This window comes from Marilutibacter chinensis, assembly GCF_021725675.1.
Taxonomy (GTDB): domain Bacteria; phylum Pseudomonadota; class Gammaproteobacteria; order Xanthomonadales; family Xanthomonadaceae; genus Marilutibacter; species Marilutibacter chinensis.
Map to the genome: position 1 here is coordinate 540,899 of NZ_JAKJPO010000001.1, position 22,241 is coordinate 563,139.

Annotated in this window: 16 protein-coding genes; 10 read left to right on the plus strand and 6 right to left on the minus strand. The window is 69.6% G+C overall.

Features of this window, described 5'->3' with window-relative positions; all coding sequences use genetic code 11:
- Window positions 1–3: 3 nt before the first annotated feature.
- The 5 genes from L3V18_RS02415 (at window position 4) to L3V18_RS02435 (ending at window position 8,010) form a co-directional block, all read left to right on the plus strand.
- Entirely contained in the window at window positions 4–723 is a 720-nt protein-coding gene (locus tag L3V18_RS02415; RefSeq protein WP_237052999.1) for an ABC transporter ATP-binding protein, read from the plus strand.
- A 4-nt stretch (window positions 724–727) separates the two neighbouring features.
- The gene (locus tag L3V18_RS02420; RefSeq protein ID WP_237053000.1) at window positions 728–3,097 is read left to right on the plus strand and encodes an ABC transporter permease; all 2,370 of its coding nucleotides are present in this window, start codon (window positions 728–730) and stop codon (window positions 3,095–3,097) included.
- Between the two features lie 19 nt (window positions 3,098–3,116).
- Window positions 3,117–4,394 (plus strand): efflux RND transporter periplasmic adaptor subunit, encoded by a 1,278-nt coding sequence (locus L3V18_RS02425; protein WP_237053001.1) that lies wholly within the window; start codon window positions 3,117–3,119, stop codon window positions 4,392–4,394.
- A gap of 161 nt (window positions 4,395–4,555) precedes the next feature.
- A complete protein-coding gene (locus L3V18_RS02430; protein ID WP_237053002.1) occupies window positions 4,556–6,358 on the plus strand; it encodes an alpha-amylase family glycosyl hydrolase in 1,803 nt (600 codons plus the stop codon).
- The gene (locus tag L3V18_RS02435; RefSeq protein WP_237053003.1) at window positions 6,358–8,010 is read left to right on the plus strand and encodes an alpha-glucosidase; all 1,653 of its coding nucleotides are present in this window, start codon (window positions 6,358–6,360) and stop codon (window positions 8,008–8,010) included. The genes L3V18_RS02430 and L3V18_RS02435 overlap by 1 nt, the downstream gene beginning before the upstream one ends.
- Before the next feature lie 16 nt (window positions 8,011–8,026).
- Here the strand turns inward: L3V18_RS02435 and L3V18_RS02440 are convergent, their stop codons facing one another.
- The 4 genes from L3V18_RS02440 to L3V18_RS02455 form a co-directional block, all read right to left on the minus strand.
- Window positions 8,027–8,635, minus strand: coding sequence for a 2'-5' RNA ligase family protein (locus L3V18_RS02440; protein ID WP_237053004.1), 609 nt, complete (start codon window positions 8,633–8,635; stop codon window positions 8,027–8,029).
- A 46-nt stretch (window positions 8,636–8,681) separates the two neighbouring features.
- Entirely contained in the window at window positions 8,682–9,233 is a 552-nt protein-coding gene (locus L3V18_RS02445) for an SRPBCC family protein (RefSeq protein ID WP_237053005.1), read from the minus strand.
- Between the two features lie 85 nt (window positions 9,234–9,318).
- A complete protein-coding gene (locus L3V18_RS02450) occupies window positions 9,319–11,202 on the minus strand; it encodes an ATP-binding cassette domain-containing protein (RefSeq protein WP_237053006.1) in 1,884 nt (627 codons plus the stop codon).
- Window positions 11,203–11,248: 46 nt separating this feature from the next.
- A complete protein-coding gene (locus L3V18_RS02455; RefSeq protein WP_237053007.1) occupies window positions 11,249–12,838 on the minus strand; it encodes a protein adenylyltransferase SelO in 1,590 nt (529 codons plus the stop codon).
- A gap of 165 nt (window positions 12,839–13,003) precedes the next feature.
- On the opposite strand from L3V18_RS02455, the gene L3V18_RS02460 reads away from it, so the two are divergent.
- A complete protein-coding gene (locus tag L3V18_RS02460; RefSeq protein ID WP_237053008.1) occupies window positions 13,004–14,860 on the plus strand; it encodes a DEAD/DEAH box helicase in 1,857 nt (618 codons plus the stop codon).
- A 304-nt stretch (window positions 14,861–15,164) separates the two neighbouring features.
- Window positions 15,165–15,920 (plus strand): type 1 glutamine amidotransferase, encoded by a 756-nt coding sequence (locus L3V18_RS02465; protein ID WP_237053009.1) that lies wholly within the window; start codon window positions 15,165–15,167, stop codon window positions 15,918–15,920.
- 27 nt (window positions 15,921–15,947) lie between these two features.
- On the opposite strand, the gene L3V18_RS02470 is transcribed toward L3V18_RS02465, so the two are convergent.
- Window positions 15,948–16,823, minus strand: coding sequence for a pseudouridine synthase (locus L3V18_RS02470; protein ID WP_237053010.1), 876 nt, complete (start codon window positions 16,821–16,823; stop codon window positions 15,948–15,950).
- Window positions 16,824–17,016: 193 nt separating this feature from the next.
- Between L3V18_RS02470 and L3V18_RS02475 the strand changes: the two genes are divergently transcribed.
- Both L3V18_RS02475 and L3V18_RS02480 read left to right on the plus strand, forming a co-directional pair.
- The gene (locus L3V18_RS02475) at window positions 17,017–17,562 is read left to right on the plus strand and encodes a YaeQ family protein (RefSeq protein ID WP_237053011.1); all 546 of its coding nucleotides are present in this window, start codon (window positions 17,017–17,019) and stop codon (window positions 17,560–17,562) included.
- 4 nt (window positions 17,563–17,566) lie between these two features.
- Complete coding sequence (locus L3V18_RS02480; RefSeq protein ID WP_237053012.1) at window positions 17,567–18,775, plus strand: BaiN/RdsA family NAD(P)/FAD-dependent oxidoreductase; 1,209 nt, start codon at window positions 17,567–17,569, stop codon at window positions 18,773–18,775.
- 76 nt (window positions 18,776–18,851) lie between these two features.
- Here L3V18_RS02480 and L3V18_RS02485 read toward each other — a convergent pair whose 3' ends face one another.
- Window positions 18,852–20,672 carry a sensor domain-containing diguanylate cyclase gene (locus L3V18_RS02485; protein ID WP_237053013.1) on the minus strand — a complete coding sequence of 607 codons (1,821 nt, stop codon included), beginning with the start codon at window positions 20,670–20,672 and terminating at the stop codon, window positions 18,852–18,854.
- 373 nt (window positions 20,673–21,045) lie between these two features.
- Here L3V18_RS02485 and L3V18_RS02490 point away from each other — a divergent pair, with 373 nt between their 5' ends.
- The gene (locus L3V18_RS02490; protein WP_237053014.1) at window positions 21,046–22,209 is read left to right on the plus strand and encodes a sterol desaturase family protein; all 1,164 of its coding nucleotides are present in this window, start codon (window positions 21,046–21,048) and stop codon (window positions 22,207–22,209) included.
- Window positions 22,210–22,241: the final 32 nt, after the last annotated feature.

The following is a 22,241-nucleotide window of genomic DNA, read 5'->3' on the forward strand; positions in this document are numbered from 1 at the left end:
CCGATGGCACGCGAACCGGCCACCGCGGTATTCGAGGTCGAGGGCCTCAGCAAGGTCTACACGATGGGCGAGGTCCAGGTGCGTGCGCTGGACGACGTCGACCTCAGCCTGCGCGACGGCGATTTCGTGGTGCTGCTCGGGGCCTCGGGCTCGGGAAAGTCGACCCTGCTGAACCTGCTGGGCGGACTCGACACTCCGAGCAGCGGTCACATCCGCTACCGCGGCGAAGCGCTCGACGCCGGCGACGAGGCTGCATTGACGCGTTACCGGCGGCACCACGTCGGCTTCGTCTTCCAGTTCTACAACCTCATTCCGAGCCTGACCGCGCGCGAGAACGTGGCGCTGGTGACAGAGATCGTCAAAGATCCGCTCCAGCCCGAGGAGGCATTGGCGCTGGTCGGCCTCGAACACCGGCTCGACCACTTCCCATCGCAACTGTCCGGCGGCGAGCAGCAGCGCGTGGCGATCGCCCGCGCGGTGGCCAAGCGTCCGGCGGTGCTGCTGTGCGACGAGCCCACCGGCGCGCTCGATCTCTCCACCGGCGTGGTGGTGCTCAAGGCGTTGGCGCGGGTCAACGCGGAGATGGGCACCACCACGCTCGTGATCACCCACAATGCGTCGATCGCCGAGATGGCCGACGTCGTGCTGCACATGGCCGATGGCCGGATCGTCTCCTCCGAGCGCAACACGCACAAGCGCTCCCCGGACGAACTGAAGTGGTGAGGCCGTGCGCATCTCGGCCCTGAACCGCAAGCTGCTGCGTGACCTCCGGGCAATGGCCGGCCAGGCGTTCGCCATCGCGCTGGTCCTGGCCGCCGGCATGGCGATGTGGGTGATGTACCTGTCGAACTTCCAGTCGCTGCAGCGCAGCCGGCAGTCCTACTACGAGGAGCAGCGCTTCGCCGAGGTGTTCGCCTCGCTCAAGCGGGCACCGGAATCGCTGGCCGCGCGCATCGCCGACATTCCCGGCGTGGCACGCGCCGAGACCCGGGTGGTGGCGGACGTGGTGCTCGACGTTCCCGGCCTGCAGGAGCCGGCCAGCGGCCGGCTGATCTCGATACCGGCGGACCGGCGCCCGGCGTTGAACGACCTGTACCTGCGCGAAGGCCGCTGGATCTCGGCCGGCCGCCCCGACGAGGTGCTGGCCAGCGAGGCCTTTACCCAGGCGCATGGCTTCCATGTCGGCGACCGCTTCGCGGCGATCATCAACGGCCGCAAGCGCACGCTGGACATCGTCGGCATCGTGCTGTCGCCGGAATACGTCTACAGCATCAGGCCGGGAGAACTGGTTCCGGACGACCGCCTGTTCGGGGTGTTCTGGATGGAGCGGCGTGCGCTGGCGAACGCCTTCGACATGGAAGGCGGCTTCAACGACGTGGTGCTGGAGCTGGCGCCGCGGGTGCAGACCGACGAGGTGATCGCCAGGCTGGACGCGCTGCTGGAACGCTATGGCGGACTGGGCGCCATCCCCCGCGCGCTGCAGCCCTCGCACTGGACGCTGGAATCGGAACTGCAGCAGCTGCGCAGCATGGGGATCGCGGTGCCGGCGATCTTCCTGCTCGTCACCGCCTTCGTGCTCAACGTCGCCCTCGGCCGGGCGCTGGCATTGCAGCGGCCGCAGCTGGCCGCGCTCAAGGCACTGGGATACCGCAACGACGAGCTGGCCTGGCACTACCTGAAATGGGCCCTGGCGATCGCGACGCTCGGCGCGGCGCTGGGGGTGGCCGCCGGCGTCTGGCTCGGTGCCGGCATGACCGATCTCTACGCGCAGTACTTCAGCTTTCCGCAGACCGATTACAGGGTATCGCCGGCCGTGGTGCTGGGCGCAGTGGCGATCAGCCTGGTCACGGCGATGGTCGGCGCCTACTCGTCGGTGCGCCGTTCGGTCCGCATTCCTCCGGCCGAAGCGATGCGGCCGGAACCGCCCGCGCGCTACCGGCGCAGCATCGTCGAGCGACCGGGATTGCGGCAACGGCTGGGCATGGCGACGCGGATGATCCTGCGCAACCTGGAACGGCAACCGTTGCGTGCGCTGGCGTCGATCACCGGCATCGCCTTCGCCGCCGGCATCCTGCTGTTCGGTTTTTCCCTGATCGCCTCGACCGAGCGCCTGATCTCGCTGCAGTTCTCGGTCGCCGAGCGGCAGGACGTGACGGTCAACTTCGTCGAACCGGCGTCGTCGTCCGCCCGCCACGCCCTGGCGCGGTTGCCGGGCGTCCTCGCGGTCGAACCCGTGCGCACGGTACCGGCCCGCCTGCGCGCCGGCTTCAGGCATCGCGACCTGGCGATCACCGGACTGCCCACGGATGCGCGGCTGCGTCGCATCGTCGACATGGACGGCAATGCGGTGGCACCGCCGCCCGAAGGCCTGGTGCTGTCGGCGATGCTGGCGCGCGTGCTCGACGTCGTTCCCGGCGACCGCGTGACCCTCGAGATCCTGCAGGGCCACCGTCCGCACGTCGAGGCGACCGTCGCCGGCCTGGTCGACGATTCGCTCGGCCTGTCCGCCTACATGGACATCGAGGCGGTGCGCCGCCTGATGCGCGAGGGCGGCACCCTGTCCGGCGCCGCGTTGAAGATCGATCCCGCACGGGAAGGGGCGCTGTCGGACACGCTGAAGGCGATGCCGGTCATCGCCGGGGTCGCGATCAAACGCACCGTGATCGAGAATTTCCGCGAGACGATGGCGCAGAACATCGGCCTGATGATCACCATCAACGTGCTGTTCGCCGGCATCATCGCCTTCGGCGTGATCTACAACGCCGCACGCGTGTCGCTGTCGGAGCGTGCGCGCGAACTGGCGAGCCTGCGCGTGCTCGGTTTCACCCGCGCCGAGATCTCCTTGATCCTGCTCGGCGAGCTCGCGATCCTCACCGCGCTCGCGCTGCCGTTCGGGGCCGTGCTCGGCCAGGGCATGGCGCAGGCGATGGTCAAGTCGATCGAAAGCGAGGTCTACCGTTTTCCGCTGTCCACCACTCCGGCCACGGTCGCCTGGTCGGCACTGGTGGTCATCGCCGCTGCTGCCGTATCCGGCCTGATCGTGCGACGCCGGCTCGACCGGCTCGACCTGGTCGGTGTCCTGAAAACCCGGGAATGAACCACGAGGAGTCGTCGCGATGCCGCGCCCTGGAGCCCCCCTGCAAAGGATCCCCGCCTTCGTCCGCCGCTTCGGATTCCTGAAGAGGCGCAGCGTGCTGCTCGGCGGTGCGGCCGTGCTCGCGCTGCTGCTGGTCGCATTGTGGCCGGAGTCGACCGAGGTCGACCTGGCCGACGTCACCACCGGCGGACTGCAGGTGACCGTCGACGAGGAAGGCGAGACGCGGGTGCGCGAGCGCTACGTGGTCTCGGCTCCGGTCGCCGGCGAAGTCGACCGCATCGAGCTGGAGCCAGGAGATCCGGTGGAAGCCGGACGCACGGTGGTGGCCCGGCTCCGCCCGTCCGCTCCGGTGCCGCTGGACATGCGCGTGCGCGCCGAGGCGGAAGCGGCAATCCCGGCCGCCGAAGCCGCACTCGCCCGCGCCGAGGCCGAGCGCATGCGCGCGGCTACCCTCGCCACGCGCGCCCGCCAGCAGTTCGAGCGGCTGCGGGCGCTGCAGGACAGCGGCGCGATCTCGCGCGATGCCGTCGATGCGCAGAAGGCGGAGACGGATGCGGCCCACGAGGCGCTGCGCTCTGCAGGGTACGCGGTCAGCCAGGCGCGACACGAGCTCGACGCCGCGCGCGCCCGGTTGATCCACCAGGACTCTGTCGCCGACGCCTCCGTTCGCCCGGCCGACGCCGACACCGGTGAGCTGCCCGTCCGCGCACCGATCAACGGAGTGGTACTGCGGCGCCTGCGCGAAAGTCGCGGCGTGGTTCCGGCCGGCACCGGTCTGCTGGAGATCGGCGACGCGGACCGGCTCGAGATCGTCTCCGACCTGTTGTCGTCCGACGCGGTGCGGGTATCGCCTGGCGACGCGGTGCTGATCGAACAGTGGGGCGGCGGCGACACCCTGCATGGGCGGGTGAGACGCATCGAACCCGCGGGTTTTCTCAAGGTTTCCGCGCTGGGCGTCGAGGAGCAGCGCGTCAACGTGATCATCGACTTCGAGGATCCGGTGGAGGCGCGCCAGGCGTTGGGGGATGCCTACCGGGTCGAGGTCCGGATCGTCGTCCGGCACGAGGCCGATGCGGTCAAGGTGCCGGTGGGCAGCCTGTTCCGCGACGCGGGGGAGTGGGCGGTGTTCGTCGCCGAGGATGGCCGCGCGCGACTGCGCAGGCTGACACTGGGCCTGCGCAACAGCCGCGAGGCGGAAGTGCTGGACGGTCTGCGCGCCGGCGAGCAGGTGGTGCTCTATCCCGCCGACGATCTGCACGATGGTGCGCGCATCCATCCACGCGAGAAGCGCGACTGATGGCAACCGCCGTTGTTCTGCTCGCGACGGCGCACCGATGGAGCATGCGGAAGCCGGGCGACAACAGAACCTGAACCCTTTGTGTTCGCGCTCACCTCGCGTCGATTCGCGATGTGTTCGGATGACCCGCAGTTCCATACGTCCCGCATGAATTGGTCCGTTTGAACCGGTCATCCCCCGCCCCGTATCTTCCCTGGTGGCGAGCCACCACAGTCGAAACCGCCAGGCCGGCGGCGCTTCGGCGCGGCGACGGCCTGCCACGCGGTCACTGGTGGCACAACAGCGTCATCTATCAGTTGACGCCGTGGAGCTATCAGGACAGCGACGGCGACGGCAAGGGCGACCTCCCCGGCCTGATCCGGCGCGTGGACTATCTCGCCTCGCTGGGTGTCGACGCGGTCTGGCTGACGCCGATATACGGCTCGCCGATGGACGACCTCGGCTACGACGTGACCCGTACGCGCCAGATCGATCCGCTGTTCGGCGACATCGGGGACTTCCGCCGGCTGCTCACGCTGATGCACCAGCGCGGCCTGAAACTGGTGCTGGACCTGGTGCTGAACCACACCTCCGACCAGCACCGCTGGTTCACCGAGAGCCGTGGCAGCCGCGACAATCCGCGGGCCGACTGGTACATCTGGGCGGACCCGGCCGAGGACGGAGGGCCGCCGAACAACTGGCCATCGGTCCTCACCGGCAAGTCGGGCTGGAAGTTCGAGCCCGCGCGCGGGCAGTACTACTTCTACAACTTCCTGCCCAGCCAGCCGGATCTCAACTGGCACAACCCCGCCGTGCGCGAAGCGCAGCTCGATACGGTTCGCTTCTGGCTCGAGGAAGGCATCGACGGCATCCGCCTGGATGCGGTGAACTTCTACTGCCACGACCCCGAGCTGAAGGACAATCCCCTGCGCACCGACAGCGACGGCAGGCCCGACGGCATCGCTCCCGACAACCCGGCCGCGCAACAGGTGTTCAGCCGCAGCTTCTGCCGGCCGGAAACCCACGACTGCCTGAAACCGCTGCGCGAGCTGGTCGATCGCCATCCGGGGACGATGCTGCTCGGCGAGGTCACCCTGTGCGAGGACACCATCCGCGAAGCGGCGGAGTTCACCCATGGAAGCGACCGCCTGCACATCGCGTACCACAGTGCGCTGCTGTTCCATGCGCCGGCGACCGCGCAGCGGCTGAAATCGATCATCCTGCGTACGCAGCAGGAGTACGGCGCACGCGGCAACTGCTGGATGGCCGGCAATCACGACTACGGCCGCATGCGCGACCTCTGGGGCGGCGGCGACCACGACGATCCGGATGCGTTCTACCGGATGATGGCGGCGCTGCTGCTGGCGGCGCCTGGCGCACTGTGCCTGTGGCAGGGCGACGAACTGGGCCTGCCGTCCGCGCGCATTCCCGAAGACATCGGCGAGGACCAGTTGCGCGACCCGTTCGGACGGGCGATGTACCCGACGCTGCCGGGACGCGACGGCTCGCGCACGCCGATGCCCTGGGACTGCGACGACGGCGACCATTGCGGCTTCAGCGAGGTGGAGCCGTGGCTGCCGATTCCCGCCTCGCACCGCGGCCTCTCGGTTGCGGCACAATCCGCCGATCCGGACTCCAGCCTCAATACCTGGCGCAACCTGCTGCACTGGCGCCGCGCGCAGCCGGCCCTTCTCGAAGGCGCGCTGCGCATGCTCGATCTGCCCGCCCCCGGCCTGGGCTGGTGGCGCGAGCACGATGTCCAGGGCGTGCTGGCGGTGTTCAACGTGAGTCCGCGGCCGCTGGAGCTCGATCTCGCCGCCTGCGGGGACAACGGGTCTGCCGATGCGCTGGAGCGGCTCGAGCCGGCATGGCTGCACGGCTGCGATGCCGAATGGAATCCCGCCACGCGCCGGCTGGCCCTGCCGCCCTGGGGCGTGTGGTTCGCCGCATGCGGGAAGGACGCGACTTCCGGCCGGGAGGCCTGATGTCCCGCACCGACGACGCGAACTGGTGGCGCCACGCTGTCATCTACCAGATCTACCCGCGCAGCTTCGCCGACGCCAACGGCGACGGCATCGGCGACCTCGCCGGCATACGCCGGCGCCTGGGCTACGTCCGCGAACTCGGTGCCGATGCGGTCTGGATCTGTCCGTTCGTCCGCTCGCCGATGAAGGACTTCGGCTACGACGTCAGCGACTACCGCGATGTCGAACCGGTTTTCGGCAGCCTCGACGATTTCGACGCGCTGGTATCCCACGCGCATTCGCTGGGCCTTCGCGTGTTGATCGACCAGGTCTGGAACCATACCTCGGACCAGCACTCCTGGTTCCTCGAAAGCCGCGCCAGCCGCGACAATCCGAAGGCCGACTGGTACGTCTGGGCCGATCCGGCACCGGATGGCGGACCGCCCAACAACTGGCGCGCGACGTTCGGCGGCTCCGCCTGGGCATGGGACGGGACCCGCCACCAGTACTACCTGCACAACTTCCTGGTCGAACAACCCGACCTCAACTGGTACAACCCCGGGGTCCGCGCCGCGCTGATCGAGGTCGGCCGTTTCTGGCTCGACCGCGGCGTCGACGGCTTCCGCCTCGACGTGGCCAACTTCTTCGCGCACGACCGCAGCCTCGCCGACAACCCGCGACGCCCAGCGGACCTGGCGAGGCCGGCCGGCGCGGCGCGCGACGACCCCTACTTCGACTTCATCAACCGGGGCACGGTCAGCCGGCCGGAGACCTGGGAGATGCTCGGCGAGGTACGTGCACTGATGGACGCCTATCCCGGCACCGTGGCGCTGGGCGAGATCTCCAGCGCCGAGGACTCGCTTGCATCCGCCGCCGAAGCGGTACGCGGTCGCGATCGCCTGCACACCGCCTACAACGCATCGCTGGTCAGCGACGAGCCGTTCACCGCCGACGGCCTGCGGCGCCTGCTCGACCAGATGCTGGCGTCCTTCGAGGCTCCGCATCTGTGCTGGACCTTCGGCACCCACGATTTTCCGCGGCTGAAGGGACGCTGGGCACTGCACCGGCGCCACGACGACGACACCGAGGCGCGGCTCGACCGCCTGCTGGCGACGCTGCTGCTGGTGCTGCCTGGCAGTTGCTGCCTGTACCAGGGCGACGAACTCGGCCTGACCCAGGCGCAACTGGGTTTCGAGCAGCTGCGCGACCCATACGGCATCGCCAACTACCCGCAGATCCTCGGCCGCGACGGCTGCCGGACACCGATGCCGTGGACCGACGCCCACCCGGGCGCAGGGTTCACCGATGCCGACGAGCCGTGGCTGCCGATCGCGGCCGAACACCTGCCCCTCGCGGTGTCGCGCCAGCAGGCGGACCCGGCTTCGCTGCTCAATGCATGGAAGCGGCTGCTGGCATGGCGGCGCGCACAGCCGGCGTTGCGCGAGGATCGCCTGCAACCGGTCGACGCGGCCGCCACCGTGCTGGCGTTCGAACGTGGCGAACGCAACCGGATGCTATGCGTGTTCAACCTGTCCCACGAGGCGGCGGTCCATCGTCTGCCGGGGGGCTGGAAGATGGACCCGGAGGCCTCCAACCTGGCGACCCTTCCGCCCGGCGGACTCGATCCGCTGCACCTGCCCGGCTACGGCTGCGCGATCGCCCATCGCCGCTGATCCGCTGCCGGCGGCGTCAGTCCGGCAGCACCCAGCGGCCGACGACCGCATGCGCATGGTGTCGCTGGATGTCGCTGCGGACCAGCGCGAAACCGTCGACGTGCCACGGCACCGGTGCGTCGATCGCGGTTTCGGTCCATACCTGACGGCAGTCGCGGGCGACGGTGACGTGCGGCACCAGCGCCGGTCCCTTGCCGAATCTCACGCCTGCCGCGGCGCCGCGACGTACCAGCCCGTCGTCCAGAGCCGCGCGCAGTTCGTGCAGTGCCGTCGGCACGGTATGGCAGCCGAGCCAGCAGACGCGGGCCGAGGCGAAGCCGCCGGCGATATCGAGCGGCAGCTTGAACGCGCCGATGCCGGCAGTGCACGCCGACTCGGCCGCGCCACGCGCCACCTCGAGCTCGCGCTCGCAGTTCTCCGGCAGCGTGCCGAGCCAGCGCAGGGTCAGGTGATAACGGTGCGGACGCAGCCGGCGGCCACCGTGCGGCTGTCCAGCCTCGACCGCCGTTGCCGCGGCGTCGACCCGCGCACGGATCGCATCGTCGGGCAACAGCGCGAAGAACAGGCTGTAACGCGGCGTCGCGTCCGCCACCTCGAAGCCGGCGAGCTGCGCCTGCCTGCTCACCGGTACCGCCCTGCGCTTGCGGATGGCGCCGCGACCGCCGCCACGTTCAGCGCTCCGCTCCGGAAGCCGGCGCGCCGGTCCGCAGGTGCCCGGCCAGTCCTTCCAGCTGCAGCGCCTGCACCCGGTCTACCACTGGCGCGATCGCCGCGAGGTCATCAGGCGTGTAGCCGCCGGCGCGGTAGAACAGCGTGATCCGGGTGGCGTCATCGCCCGCCGCGACGAGGCGGAACTCGAGTACGCCGTCGACGCCCATGCCCTGCAGCGGTCCCAGGCCGCCGGTCATCCGCAGCAGCTTGCCGGGTTCGACGAACACCACCTGCATGTGCCGGGCCTGGCGCTCGCCGTCCGTCTCGCAGAAGCAACCGCCGGCGCGCGGCTCGATCCGCAACCGCGACTGCGCGCCCCACCAGGTGTGATCCCTCGGCCACCAGAGATCGACGTCGTCGACCAGCGCCTGCCAGACGGCATCGGCATCGGCCGGCACCTCGACCGTGTTCTCGATGGTGAACCCGTGCTTCCCCGCATCCCTGACCCCGGCCGCGGCGGTTCCGCCAAGACAGGCCAGCAGCAGCGCCGCGGCGCCGGTTCGCATCCTCATAGCGGTTCTCCGTTGACGATGCGGCAAGATTACGCCAGCGCCCCCCGGACAGCGACGCACCGGCAGGCGCCGGGCGATCCGGGGTTCAATCGGTGGCATCCTCCAGCTCGCCCCAGCGGGCGTAGGCGGCGTCGAGCGCGGCCTGGGTGTCGGCGACCTCGGCGGTATGCGCGCTCACCGCCGCCTGTTCGCGCTGGAAGAAGGCCGGATCGTTCATCGCTCCGGTCAGTTCCGCCAGCCGTGCCTCCAGCTGCTCGATCCTCGCCGGCAACTGCTCCAGCTCTCGCGCATCCTTGTAGCTGAGCTTGCGGCGCGCGGGCGGCGCCGCCGGCCGGGCTGGAGCGGTGGCGGACGCCGGTGCGGCGCTGACCGTGGCAGCCGCTCCCGCGGTGCGGCGCTGACGCTCCCAGTCGCTGTAGCCGCCGACGTACTCGCCGACCCGGCCATCGCCCTCCATCACCAGGGTCGAGGTCACCACGTTGTCGAGGAAATCGCGGTCGTGGCTGACCAGCAACAGCGTGCCCGGGTAGTCGGCCAGCAGCTCCTCCAGCAATTCCAGGGTCTCGACGTCGAGATCGTTGGTCGGTTCGTCCATCACCAGCAGGTTGGATGGCTGCGCGAACAGCTTCGCCAGCAGCAGGCGGTTGCGCTCGCCGCCGGACAGGCGCGTGATCGGCGCCCGCGCACGTTCGGGCGTGAACAGGAAGTCCTGCAGATAGCCGATCACGTGCTTGGATCTGCCGCCGATCTCGACGTGATCGCGGCCCTCCGCGACGTTCTCCAGCGCGTTCCAGTCCTCGCGCAGGGTCGCGCGGTACTGGTCGAAATAGGCGATCCGCAGGTTGCTGCCCAGCCGTACCTCGCCGTGCGCGGGATCGAGCTGGCCGAGCAGCAGTTTCAGCAGGGTGGTCTTGCCGCTGCCGTTGGGGCCGATGAGGCCGATGCGGTCCCCGCGCATCACCGTTGTGTCCAGGTCCCGCACCAGCGGCCGTCCGTCGAACGAAAAACCCAGCCCCTTCGCCTCGATCACCTTGCGCCCCGACGCCTCGCCCTGCGCCATCGACATCTTCACGTTGCCCTGCAGTTCGCGGCGCTGGGCACGCTCGGTCCGCATCTGCCGGAGCCGCCGTACCCGGCCCTCGTCGCGGGTGCGGCGCGCCTTGATGCCCTGGCGGATCCATGCCTCCTCCTGCGCCAGCAGCTTGTCGAAACGCGCGTTCTCCTGGCTTTCGGCATTCAGGCGTTCCTCGCGACGACGCAGGTAGTTGTCCCAGTCGCCGGGCCAGCTGGTCAGCGCGCCGCGGTCGATCTCGACGATCCGGGTCGCCAGCGCGCGCAGGAACCGGCGGTCGTGGGTGATGAACACCAGCGCTCCCGGCCAGCCCTTCAGGAAATTCTCCAGCCAGTCGATCGCCTCGATGTCGAGATGGTTGGTCGGCTCGTCCAGCAGCAGCACGTCCGGCGACGACACCAGCGCACGCGCCAGCAGCACGCGCCGCTTCATCCCGCCGGACAGGCGCGCGAACACGGCGTCGCCGTCCAGCTCCAGCCTCTCCAGCGTCTCGGTCACGCGCTGGTCCAGCGCCCAGCCCTCGGCGGCCTCGATCCGCGCCTGCACCCGCGCCAGCGCGTCGGTGTCGACGGTTTCGGCATGGCTGAGGTGGTGGAACTCGGCCAGCCAGGCACCGAGCTCGCCCAGGCCTCCGGCGACGACGTCCCAGACATCGCCTTCGGCGCCCGCCGGCACCTCCTGTTCGAGCCGCGCGATGCGGACGCCGTCGGCACGGCGCACTTCGCCATCGTCGGGCTGCAGCTCGCCGTCGATCAGGCGCAGCAGGGTCGATTTGCCGGCGCCGTTGCGGCCGATCAGGGCGATGCGCTCGCCGGCCTCGATCGCGAGATCGACGTGTTCCAGCAGCAGCGGGCCGCCGACGCTGTAGTCGACGCCGATGAGATTGATCAGGGACATCCAACCATTCTAACGGGCCGGCGATACGCGGCGGCGGACGCGATGCTCACGAGCTGCAGGACAGCATCGAGCAGCCGGCGCGATCGCGGGCCCAGTCCGGGCGCCGCGCGGCGAAGGCCTCGCGCCCGGGCTGCTCGTCGTACGGCCGACGCATCACGTCAAGCAGTTCGGTCACGCCGCCGATGTCGCCCTGGTGGGCCCGGTCGATCGCCTGCTGGGCCAGGTAGTTGCGCAGCACGTAGCGGGGGTTGGCGGCGTCCATCAGCGCGGTACGGTGCTCCGGCGGAAGCGGGTCCTCGGCGATCCGTGCGGCATAGGCCGCAAGCCATTCCTGCAACGCCTGCATCACCGCCGCACGCTTGCCGTCGTCGTAGAACGCGTCGCCGAACAGATCCGGCGACAGCGCCGAAGGGTCGAGGGCGGACAACCGGCGGAAGAACAGCGTCATGTCGATCCCGCCCGCCTTCAGCAGCTCGCGCAGCGACTGCATCAGGGCGACGTCTTCGTCGCGGCAGGCCTCCAGCCCGAGCTTGGCGGCAATGTTGCCACGCTCGGCGCGGTTGAACGCCTCCACGTAGCGACGCAGCCCGTCCTGCAGCGCATCGACGCCGTCGAACAACGGCGACAGCGCGCCGGCGAGGCGGCCCAGGTTCCAGTACGCGACCTGCGGCTGCTGCCCGAACCGGTAGCGGCGGTGGACCGCATCGGTGGTGTTCGGCGTCCAGTCGGGATCGTAGTCGTCGATCCACCCGTACGGGCCGTAGTCGATCGTCAGGCCCAGGATCGACATGTTGTCGGTGTTCATCACCCCGTGGACGAAGCCGACCCGCATCCAGTGCGCGACCATCGCGGCGGTGCGCTCGCACACCTCGACGAACCAGTCGCCGTACAGCGGCTCACCTTCGCTCCTCCCGCCCCGGCCACGCAGGTGGGCGAAGTCGCGACGGATGCAGAAATCGACCAGTTGGCGCAGCAGATCGACGTCGCCGCGCGAGGCCGGCAGCTCGAAATTGCCGAAACGGATGAACGACGGCGCGACCCGGCACACGATCGCACCCGGCTCCGCCTCGGGATGGCCGTCGTAGAACATGTCGCGGACCACCGTCTCGCCGGTCACCGCCAGGCTCAGCGCACGCGTCGTCGGCACGCCGAGGTGGTGCATCGCCTCGCTGCAGAGGAATTCCCGGATCGATGAGCGCAGCACCGCGCGGCCGTCGGCGCTGCGCGAGTACGGGGTCGGCCCCGCGCCCTTGAGCTGCAGCTCCCAGCGCTCGCCGGAGGCGTTGACGATCTCGCCCAGGGTGATCGCGCGCCCGTCGCCGAGCTGGCCGGCCCAGTGCCCGAACTGGTGTCCGCCGTAGTTCGCGGCGAACGGCGCCATCCCGTCCAACTGGCGATTGCCGGTCAACACCTCGGCCGCGAGCGGGCTGTCCATGAAGGCGGCATCCAGCCCGAGCCGCGCGGCCATCTCCGCCGACCACGCCAGCATCCTCGGCGCCGCGACCGGCGTCGGCAGGACCCTGGACCAGGCCGCGCCTTCGACCTGACGGACTCCGGGACCGGTGTCCGGATCGCCAGGGGTCTCGCGGACGAAGGCGTTGTCGAAGCGCAGCGTCGATGAGGTGGAGAGCGACATGGGTGTCGGAAGCGTGCCGCGAGCGGGCGCCCCATGATCGCATGCCCGCCGGGGCCGGGTCTGACCCAACCGGCGCTGACCCGCCGACCATCCCGCGCCCGGGACACCGCCGTTGCGGCGTAGAATGCCGGATTGGCCCTCGCGGGCAGTCCCGAGGAAGCCTCCATGAACGACGACAGCACCACCGACGACAGCGCGACCGGCGCACCCCAGGCTCCGGCCTTCTCCGATCTGTCGCTGCCCGAGCCCCTCCTCAGGGCGCTGGCCGAGGTCGGCTACGAGTCGCCCTCGCCGATCCAGGCGGCGACCATCCCGCCGCTGCTGCAGGGCCGCGACCTGCTCGGACAGGCCCAGACCGGTACCGGCAAGACGGCCGCGTTCGCGCTGCCGGTGCTGGCCCGCGCGGTTCCCGGCCAGAAGAAGCCGCGGGCGCTGGTGCTGGCGCCGACCCGCGAGCTCGCGATCCAGGTCGCCGAGGCGTTCCAGAAGTACGCCCATCACCTGCCCGGCTTCCACGTGCTGCCGATCTACGGCGGCCAGAGCTACGGCCCCCAGCTGGCGGCGCTGCGTCGTGGCGTCGACGTCGTCGTCGGTACGCCGGGGCGGGTCATCGATCATCTCGAGCGCGGCTCGCTCGATCTCTCCGAACTCGAATGCCTGGTCCTGGACGAGGCCGACGAGATGCTGCGGATGGGCTTCATCGACGACGTCGAGGCGGTCCTGAAGAAGACCCCCGAGACGCGTCAGGTCGCGCTGTTCTCGGCGACGATGCCGGCACCGATCAAGCGGATCGCACAGACCTACCTGCGCGAGCCGGTCGAGATCGCGATCCAGGCCCGCACCACCACTTCCGACAACATCCGCCAGCGCTACTGGTGGGTCAGCGGCGTGCACAAGCTCGACGCACTGACCCGGATCCTCGAAGCCGAGCCGTTCGACGCGATGATCATCTTCACGCGCACCAAGCAGGCGACCGAGGAACTGGCCGAGAAGCTCACCGCACGCGGTTTCGCCGCCGCCGCGATCAACGGCGACGTGCAGCAGCAGCAACGCGAACGCACCGTGCAGCAGCTCAAGGAGGGCCGCATCGACGTGCTGGTCGCGACCGACGTCGCCGCCCGCGGCCTGGACGTGGAGCGGATCAGCCACGTGCTGAACTACGACATCCCGTACGACACCGAGAGCTACGTCCACCGCATCGGCCGCACCGGGCGCGCCGGCCGCAGCGGCGAGGCGATCCTGTTCGTAACCCCCCGCGAGCGCGGCATGCTGCGCGCGATCGAGCGCGCGACCCGCCAGGTGATCGAGGCGATGGAACTGCCGAGCATCGACACCGTCAACGAGCAGCGGGTCGCCAAGTTTCTCGGCCGCATCGGCGAATCGCTCGAGCGTCCTGACCTGGCGGTGTTCCGCGAGCTGGTCGAGCGCTACGAACGCGAGCGCAATGTGCCGATGGTCGAGATCGCCGCGGCGCTGGCCGGCCTGGTCCAGGGCGAACAGCCGCTGCTGCTCGATCTCCCGAGGGAGAAACCCCGCCCCGAACGCCCGCGCCACGACGCCGACAAGCCCGGCGGCGACCGGCCCGGCCGCGCGCGCGCGCCAAGCAACCGCGGCGAGGCGATGTTCGACGACGCCCATCCGCCTCGACACGTTCCGCACGTGCCGGACACCGGCATGGAGACCTTCCGGATCGAGGTCGGCCACGTGCACGGGGTCAAGCCGGGCAACATCGTCGGTGCGATCGCCAACGAGGCCGAGCTGGAGAGCCGCTACATCGGCCGCATCGACATCCGCCAGGACCACAGTTACGTCGACCTGCCCGAGGGCATGCCGCGCGAACTGATGGAACATCTGAAGAAGGTGCGCGTCGCCGGCCAGCCGCTGCGGATCAGCCGCCCTGGCAGCATCCCCGAGGACGCCGGCCGGCCGCCGCGCCGTCCGCACGGCGGGCGCCCGCACCCGGGCAAGCCACGCGGCAAGCCCGGTCCGCGCGGCCCGAAGAAGCCGCACCGCGGCCGCTGAGCAGGCCTTGCCGGCGCCCTTGCACGGACGGCCGTAGGATTCGCGCCCAGTCCGGCGATTCGCGCCGCGGGCACGAATGGAGCGTGGGAGCGCAACCGCGGGGTGCAGGGTTTGCGCGACAGACTCTGGGGTTCCCGGTGCGGTCTCGAGGATCGCGGCTTGCGCTCCGGCCTGCGGGCGCTGGCAGGCGGTGCTGGTTCCATTCGCTCATGACGACCTCAGCAGTCGCCATCTGCGGCCGCATCCACGCGGCGCCGGTTTTGGCATAGTGCAGCGATCGCCCGTCGCCGCGCCCGCTCCATCCATGCCACGCATCCAGGTCTTCCAGCATGTCGCCGCCGAACCGCTCGGCACGCTCGACCCGCTGATACGCCGGCGCGGGCACCGGATCCGTTTCACCAACTTCGAGCGCGACCCCGACGCGCAGCCGAACATGGAACGCTACCGCGGCCTGGTCGTGCTCGGAGGACCGATGAACGTCGACGAGCGGGACCGCCGCGCGCACCTGCGCACCGAGCTGCGGGCGATCGAGCGGATGCTGGAGCTCGGCCGCCCCGTGCTCGGCATCTGCCTGGGCGCGCAACTGCTCGCGCACGTGCTCGGCGCACCGATCCGCCGCCACCCGGCTCCGGAAGTCGGCTGGCACCCGCTGGCGACCACTGAAGCCGGCCGCTGCGACCCGGTACTCGCCCCGCTCGGCGACGCGGCGCCGGTGTTCCAGTGGCATCGCTACAGCTTCGAGGTGCCGCGCGAGGCCATCCACCTGGCACGCTCGCCGCTGTGCGAGCCACAGGCATTCCGTTTCGGCCACAACGCCTACGGTTTCCAGTTCCACCTGGAGATGGACGAGGCGCTGATCGAGCGCTGGCTGGCGAATCCGAGCTACCTCGCCGAGCTCGCCGCCGACGGCCACCCCACCGATGCCGCCACGATCCGCAACCAGACGCGCGAGCACATCGCGACGATGAAGGCGCAATCCGAGGCCGTGTTCAACCGCTTCCTCGACCTGGTCGGCCGGCCGCAGCGGCGGGTCACCCTGCCCTCGCGGGAGTTCGTCTGACCGGCCCGAACGGGCCTTGGCACCCGCTCAACCGAGCCGCAGGCTGCTCTCGAAACGGCGCTCGCGACCGTCCAGCGGGTCCCTGAAGCACAGCGAGCGGGCCAGCAACTGCAGCGGACGGCTGAAATCGTCGTCCGCCGGCGCCTGCAGCCACGGGTACAGGCGATCGTTGAGGATCGGGACTCCAAGAGCCGCCATGTGCACGCGCAGCTGATGCTTGCGTCCGGTGACCGGTTGCAGCCGGTAACGCCGGATTCCGCTGCCGGCGCCGCCGAGCACCTCGATGCGGGTCTCGCTGTTCGCATCGCCCGGTGTTTCAGCCATGCGGAAAAACGGCTCGCCACGCACGATCCGCGAACGACGGACGCGCGGAAAGCGGCCCTCCAGCGCCGGCGCGAGGGCTTCGTAGCCCTTGTCGATGCGGCGTTCCGGGAAAAGCGCCTGGTAACGCGCCCGCGTCGCCGGCTCGACCGAGAACATCACCAGCCCCGCTGTGTCCCGATCGATGCGGTGCAGGGGAACGAGGGTGTCGAGTCCCGTACGCCGTCGCAGCCTCGACAGCAACGTCTCGTCGACGAAGCTCCCGGCCGGCGTGACCGGCAGGAAGTGCGGCTTGTCCGCGATCAGCAGGTGCGCGTCGAGGTGGACCAGGTGCTCCTCGAACGGGATGGACGGTTCGTCGTCGACCTCGCGGAAATACAGTATCTCCAGCCCGACCCGATAGCGGGCGTCCGCGGACAATGCCTGTCCGTCCGCATCCAGTACCCGCCCGCGGGCGAAGCGCGACTGCCATGTCTCGCGCGGAATCCGCGGAAAATGTGCGCAGACGCCGTCGAGCAGGGTCGGCCACGTACCCGGCGGCAATTGCAGGCGGCTGGGCGGAGTTGTGGGCGCCGCGCTCACGGTCGTTGCATCATCGGGGGCGTTTCCGGCGGAAATCGAAGGCCTCTTCATGTCCACAGCCACGCGGGTTATCCCGGCTTTGCGCAGCGATTGCAAGGGCGCAGCCGGCACCATCCGGACGTTTTCCGCTTCCGGCGGCTCCGACGACGGCCGCGACGGCTAGAATGTCGCTCCTTTGCGCATCGAGCCGGAAATGGCCCTGAATTCCACCGTTGTGAAGGCGGAGCTGCAGATCAGCGACATGGACCGGCATTACTACGCCACCCATGACCTCACCCTCGCCCAGCATCCCTCGGAAACCGATCAGCGCCTGATGGTGCGTATCGTGGCGTTCGCGCTGTACGCCCACGACCGGCTCGAGTTCGGCCGGGGCTTGAGCAGCGAGGACGACCCGGATCTGTGGCAGCGCGACTACACCGGCGACGTCGACCTGTGGGTGGACCTCGGCCAGCCGGACGAATCGCGGATCAGGAAAGCCTGCGCGCGGGCACGCCAGGTCGTGGTGATCAACTACAGCGGCCACGCGGCCGACATCTGGTGGACCCGGATCGCCGGCTCGCTGACCCGGTTGAAGAACCTCACCGTGCTCGACCTGCGTCCCGACACGGTCGACGCGCTGGCGGCGATCGGCAAGCGCGGCATGCGCCTGCAGGCCCTGATCCAGGACGGCGAGCTGCAGCTGATGAGCGATCAGGGCAGCGTCGCGTTGCGGCCGAACGTCCGCCTAGCGCCGCAGTGAGCGCATGACCGCAGTCGCGCATGGCCATCACGACGTGCTGGTGGTCGGCGGCGGTGCCGCCGGCCTGATGTGCGCATTGACCGCGGGCCAGCGCGGGTTGCGGGTGGCGGTCGTCGAACACGCGAACCGGGTCGGCAAGAAGATCCTGATGTCCGGCGGCGGCCGCTGCAATTTCACCAACACAGGCACCTCGCCGGCTAACTACCTGTCGGCCAATCCGCATTACTGCAAATCGGCGCTGGCGCGCTACACGCCCTGGCACTTCATCGAGATGGTCGAGCGGCACCGGATCGCCTGGCATGAGAAGGAGCTCGGCCAGCTGTTCTGCGACGTTTCGAGCAAGCTGATCGTGAAGATGCTGCTCGACGAATGCGACGCCGCTGGCGTACGCATCCACACCTCGTGCGCGATCGAGCGGGTCTCGCTCGACGACGACGGCCGCTACCGGCTGAAGACCACCCATGGCGACATGTCCGCACCGCGGCTGGTGGTCGCCTGCGGCGGGCTGTCGATACCGAGCATGGGCGCAACCGGCTTCGGTTACGAGCTGGCCCGCCGGTTCGGTCACGAGGTGCTGCCCACCCGCGCCGGGCTGGTACCGCTGACCCTCAGCGGCAAGCACCTGGAGCGCATGGACGGCCTCAGCGGCGTGTCGTTGCCGGTGACCGCGCACAGCAACGGCCAGTCGTTCACCAACGCGATGCTGGTGACCCATCGCGGCATCAGCGGTCCGGCGATCCTGCAGATCTCCTCGTACTGGCAGCCCGGCGACGCACTGCATCTGGACCTTCTGCCCGGCGAGGACGCGCTGGAGTGGCTGCAGCGCCAGCAGGCCGCACGCCCGGCCGCCGAGCTGCAGACCGTGCTGTCGGAGGCGATGCCGAAACGCTTTGCCCAGCGGCTGTGCGAGGTCTGGCTACCGGGTCGCGCGTCCCATCGGCCGATGCGCCAGCTCGATCCGGCGCAGTTGAAAGCCATCGCCGGAATCATCGGCGCGTGGCCGCTGGTCGCCAGCGGCACCGAGGGTTACCGAACCGCCGAGGTGACCCTGGGCGGCGTCGATACCGACGGCCTGTCCTCGCAGACGATGGAATCGCGCCGGGTGCCGGGGCTGTACTTCATCGGCGAGGTCGTCGACGTCACCGGCTGGCTGGGCGGATACAACTTCCAGTGGGCCTGGGCCTCGGGCCACGCCGCGGGCATGGCGGCATGACCGCACCGTTCCTGCACCGCTGCGCACGCAGACCGGGACCGGCCGCCCGGTCCGGATCGAAAAGGCCCGCGCCGGCTCAGCCCTTCACCGCCCCTTCCATCGACGTGATGCAGTACCTGTTCCGCCCCGCCTTCTTGGCGCTGTAAAGGGCGCCATCCGCGGACGACATCAGCGTCTTGGCATCGACGGATGCATGGGTGTAGGCGATGCCGATGCTGGTGGTGATCTTCAATGTCGTCCCGTCCACCGCGATGGGGACGGCCATCGCCTCGACCAGCTTTCGCGCGATCGCCTCGGCCGCGTCCGGAACGGCAGCATCCTCGACCACGACCACGAACTCGTCGCCGCCGATGCGGGCCGGCAGGTCGATCGCCCGCACGTTCTCCCGCAACCGCCGGGCGAACGCGCACAGGACCTCGTCGCCCACTTCATGGCCGTAGGTATCGTTGATGCCCTTGAAGTGATCGACATCGAGATAGATCAGGGCCAGCGGATGCCCATGCCGGCGCAGACGCTTGAGCGCGAGCGAAATGCGTTCGTCGAACTGCCGCCGGTTGGCCAGGCCGGTCAAGGCGTCGACGCGGACCAGGCGCTCGAGTTCGCGCCGGCTTTCCTCCAGCGCCTGCTCGGCGACGACCCGGCTGGTGACGTCGCGCGCAGCCGAGATGATGTCGAACTCGCCCTTGCGGTCGATGCTGGGGATCGGCTGCGTCACCGCCTCCACCCAGATGTAGTGGCCGTCCTTGTGGCGCACGCGGTACATGTCCATCCTCGCCCTGCCCGAGGCGACGACATCGGCCATCGCCTCGGACTGATGGTCGCGGTCCTCCGGATGCATCAGGCTCCAGCGCGAACCGAGCATCTCGGCCGGTTCCCAGCCGAGCATGTCCCTCGCCGATGGCGAGACATACAGCCGCTCGCCATCGGGGCGCATCCGCACCACGAGATCGTGCGAGAAGTCGGCGAGCAGCCTGTAGCGGTGCTCGCTGTCGCGCAGGCGTGCCGTCAGCCGTTTGCGCTCGCCCATCGCCAGGGCCACCGGGATGATCATCAGGCACCCCCCGGCGATGTACAGCTGCAGCAGCGCGATGCGCTCCGGCGCACCGATGCCCTCCAGCGCCCACAAGGGACCGTATCCCATCGCCGTCAGGACGCTGCCGATCACCGCGAGCAGGATCACACCGACGGCCACACCGGCAAAACCGTGCCGGAATGCACCGAGCAACAGCGGCGGATAGGCGAGGAATAGCAGTGGGTACCTGAAGAAGAACACGGTGAAGGCGACCGCCGACAGCAACAGCATGATGCCGATGAAGCTGCCGCGCTTCCTTCCCGACAGTGCGAGCGACTGCAATCCCTCGCGATGGACGACGAGCGTCGTCGTGGCGAATATCACCATCCCGACTACATGCGCGGCGTACCAGCTGAACAGATCACGCAGGAAAGAGCCCTCATACACCACGACGGCGGTCGCGGCGGCGAGCACCCCCGACACCGCGCAGGCCGCCAGCGTACTGCTCGTCGCGATGCCACCCAACCTGATCCATTGCCGCGCATCGCCCACGTCCGGCACGAGCCGCCTGACGAACCCGGCGACGATCAGCACTTCGACGACGTTGCTCGCGCCGATGGCGGCGGCATACGCCACCGGATCTCCGGACAGCAGGTGGGCAACGACGTCGGCCGCCAGTCCCGTCGCGACGTAGCCCGGCCACAGGCGCGTCGGCCTGGACAGCAACCAGCCGGTGAGGATGCCGTTGCCGATCCAGATCGCGGACAACTCGCCGGGCGCGCGCACCAGCGCCAGGAGCAGCCATGCGCTCGCCCCGACAAGGAACGCCAGCAACAGGCGATCCAGCCACAGACGTTTCCGCGTCAGCGTCGGCGAATGATCCATCACGGGCCGCTCCAGAGCCGATCCTGGTCGCGGGGGGGCGCCCCGGGGGGCCCCGGGGGGGCGCCCCCCCCGGGGCAGGCCGCACCATGATGCCCCCGGGGCCGGTGACGCGATGTCAACGCGCATTCACGCAGGTCCATGATCCGGTTCCGGACAGCTGGCGAGATCCGGCGATGTCGACCGATCTCCATGCAGTGGCGTGGAACGCTCCGGATTCCGGCCGGGATACGGCCCGATCCCGCGGACGGGAAAATGCCTCGTGCCGGTCCCCGCTGCGGCGTCTCCTTCCCCTGCCACCGCTCCGGTCGCGGGATGGCGCGGCGACGGCTCCTAGATTAACGTTCGATCCAGCCAACAGGGATCGAAAGCATCGATGACCGCCCGGATGGAACGCAATCCACGCTCGTGGTTCGCCTGGCTTTCCGCGGGACTCGGCCTGTCGGCCCTGCTCGGCGTGTTGTGCTTCCATTTCCCCGAACTGCTGACCAGTCGCGATTTCCGGGCGGTCTACAGCGAAGACTTCGCCCGCCGCCTGTTGCTGTTCGGGCTGGTGATGGCATTCGCACTCGGAACCCTGGCGATCCTGCGCAACCGCAACAAGCGGGTCGCGCTGGTCGGGGTCGGCAGCGCGGCGCTGGCGGTGCTGCTCGGCGGGGCGACGGTGCACTTCGATCCGATCGAGTCCACGCCGTTCTCGCTGGGGCTGGACTGGTTCGTGATCTCGCTGTTCTTCTCGGCGCTGGTCTTCATCCCGATCGAGCGGATGCTGCCGGTGCGCTCGAAATCGCCGCTGCGGCCGGAATGGCGGACCGACCTGGCCTATTTCTTCATGAGCCACGTACTGGTGCAGTTCCTGCTGATCGCGGTGACGGCGTCGACCTCGGCGATCGCGGCGCTGGCCGTGTTCCCGGCGCTCAAGGCCGCGATCCAGTCGTGGCCGGTCTGGCTGCAGTTCCTGCTCGCGGTACTGGTCGCCGACATGGCCCAGGCGCTGCTGCACCGGGCCTATCACAAGCTGCCCTGGCTCTGGCGCTTCCATGCGGTGCACCATTCGAGCCGGCACATGGACTGGCTGGCAGGCTCCCGCATCCGCCTGGTCGAAATCGTGCTCACCCGCAGCGCGGTGCTGCTGCCGCTGGTGGTGCTCGGCTTCTCGGCCGAGGCGGTCAACGGCTACGTGATCCTGGTCGGACTCCAGGCGGTACTCGCGCACGCCAACCTGCGCACGGATTTCGGCTGGCTCGAATACCTGCTGGTCACGCCGCGCTATCACCACTGGCACCACGCCCGGCACATCGACTACATCGACACCAACTATGCGATCCACCTGCCGCTGGTGGACATGCTGATGGGCACCTTCCGCCGTCCGCCACGTGGCCAATGGCCGGAGGAGTACGGAGTGATGAAGCTGGAGACGGTGCCGCGCGGGTTCTGGGCCCAGGGGCTGATGCCGTTCTCGCCGCGCAAGGTATTCGCGGACTTCGTCGGCCGCGAGCGACCTGCCGCGCTGCAGGCCGATCGGGGACACGGCGACTGACGGCGGGCAGGATCGCGCGCGTCACCGGCGCA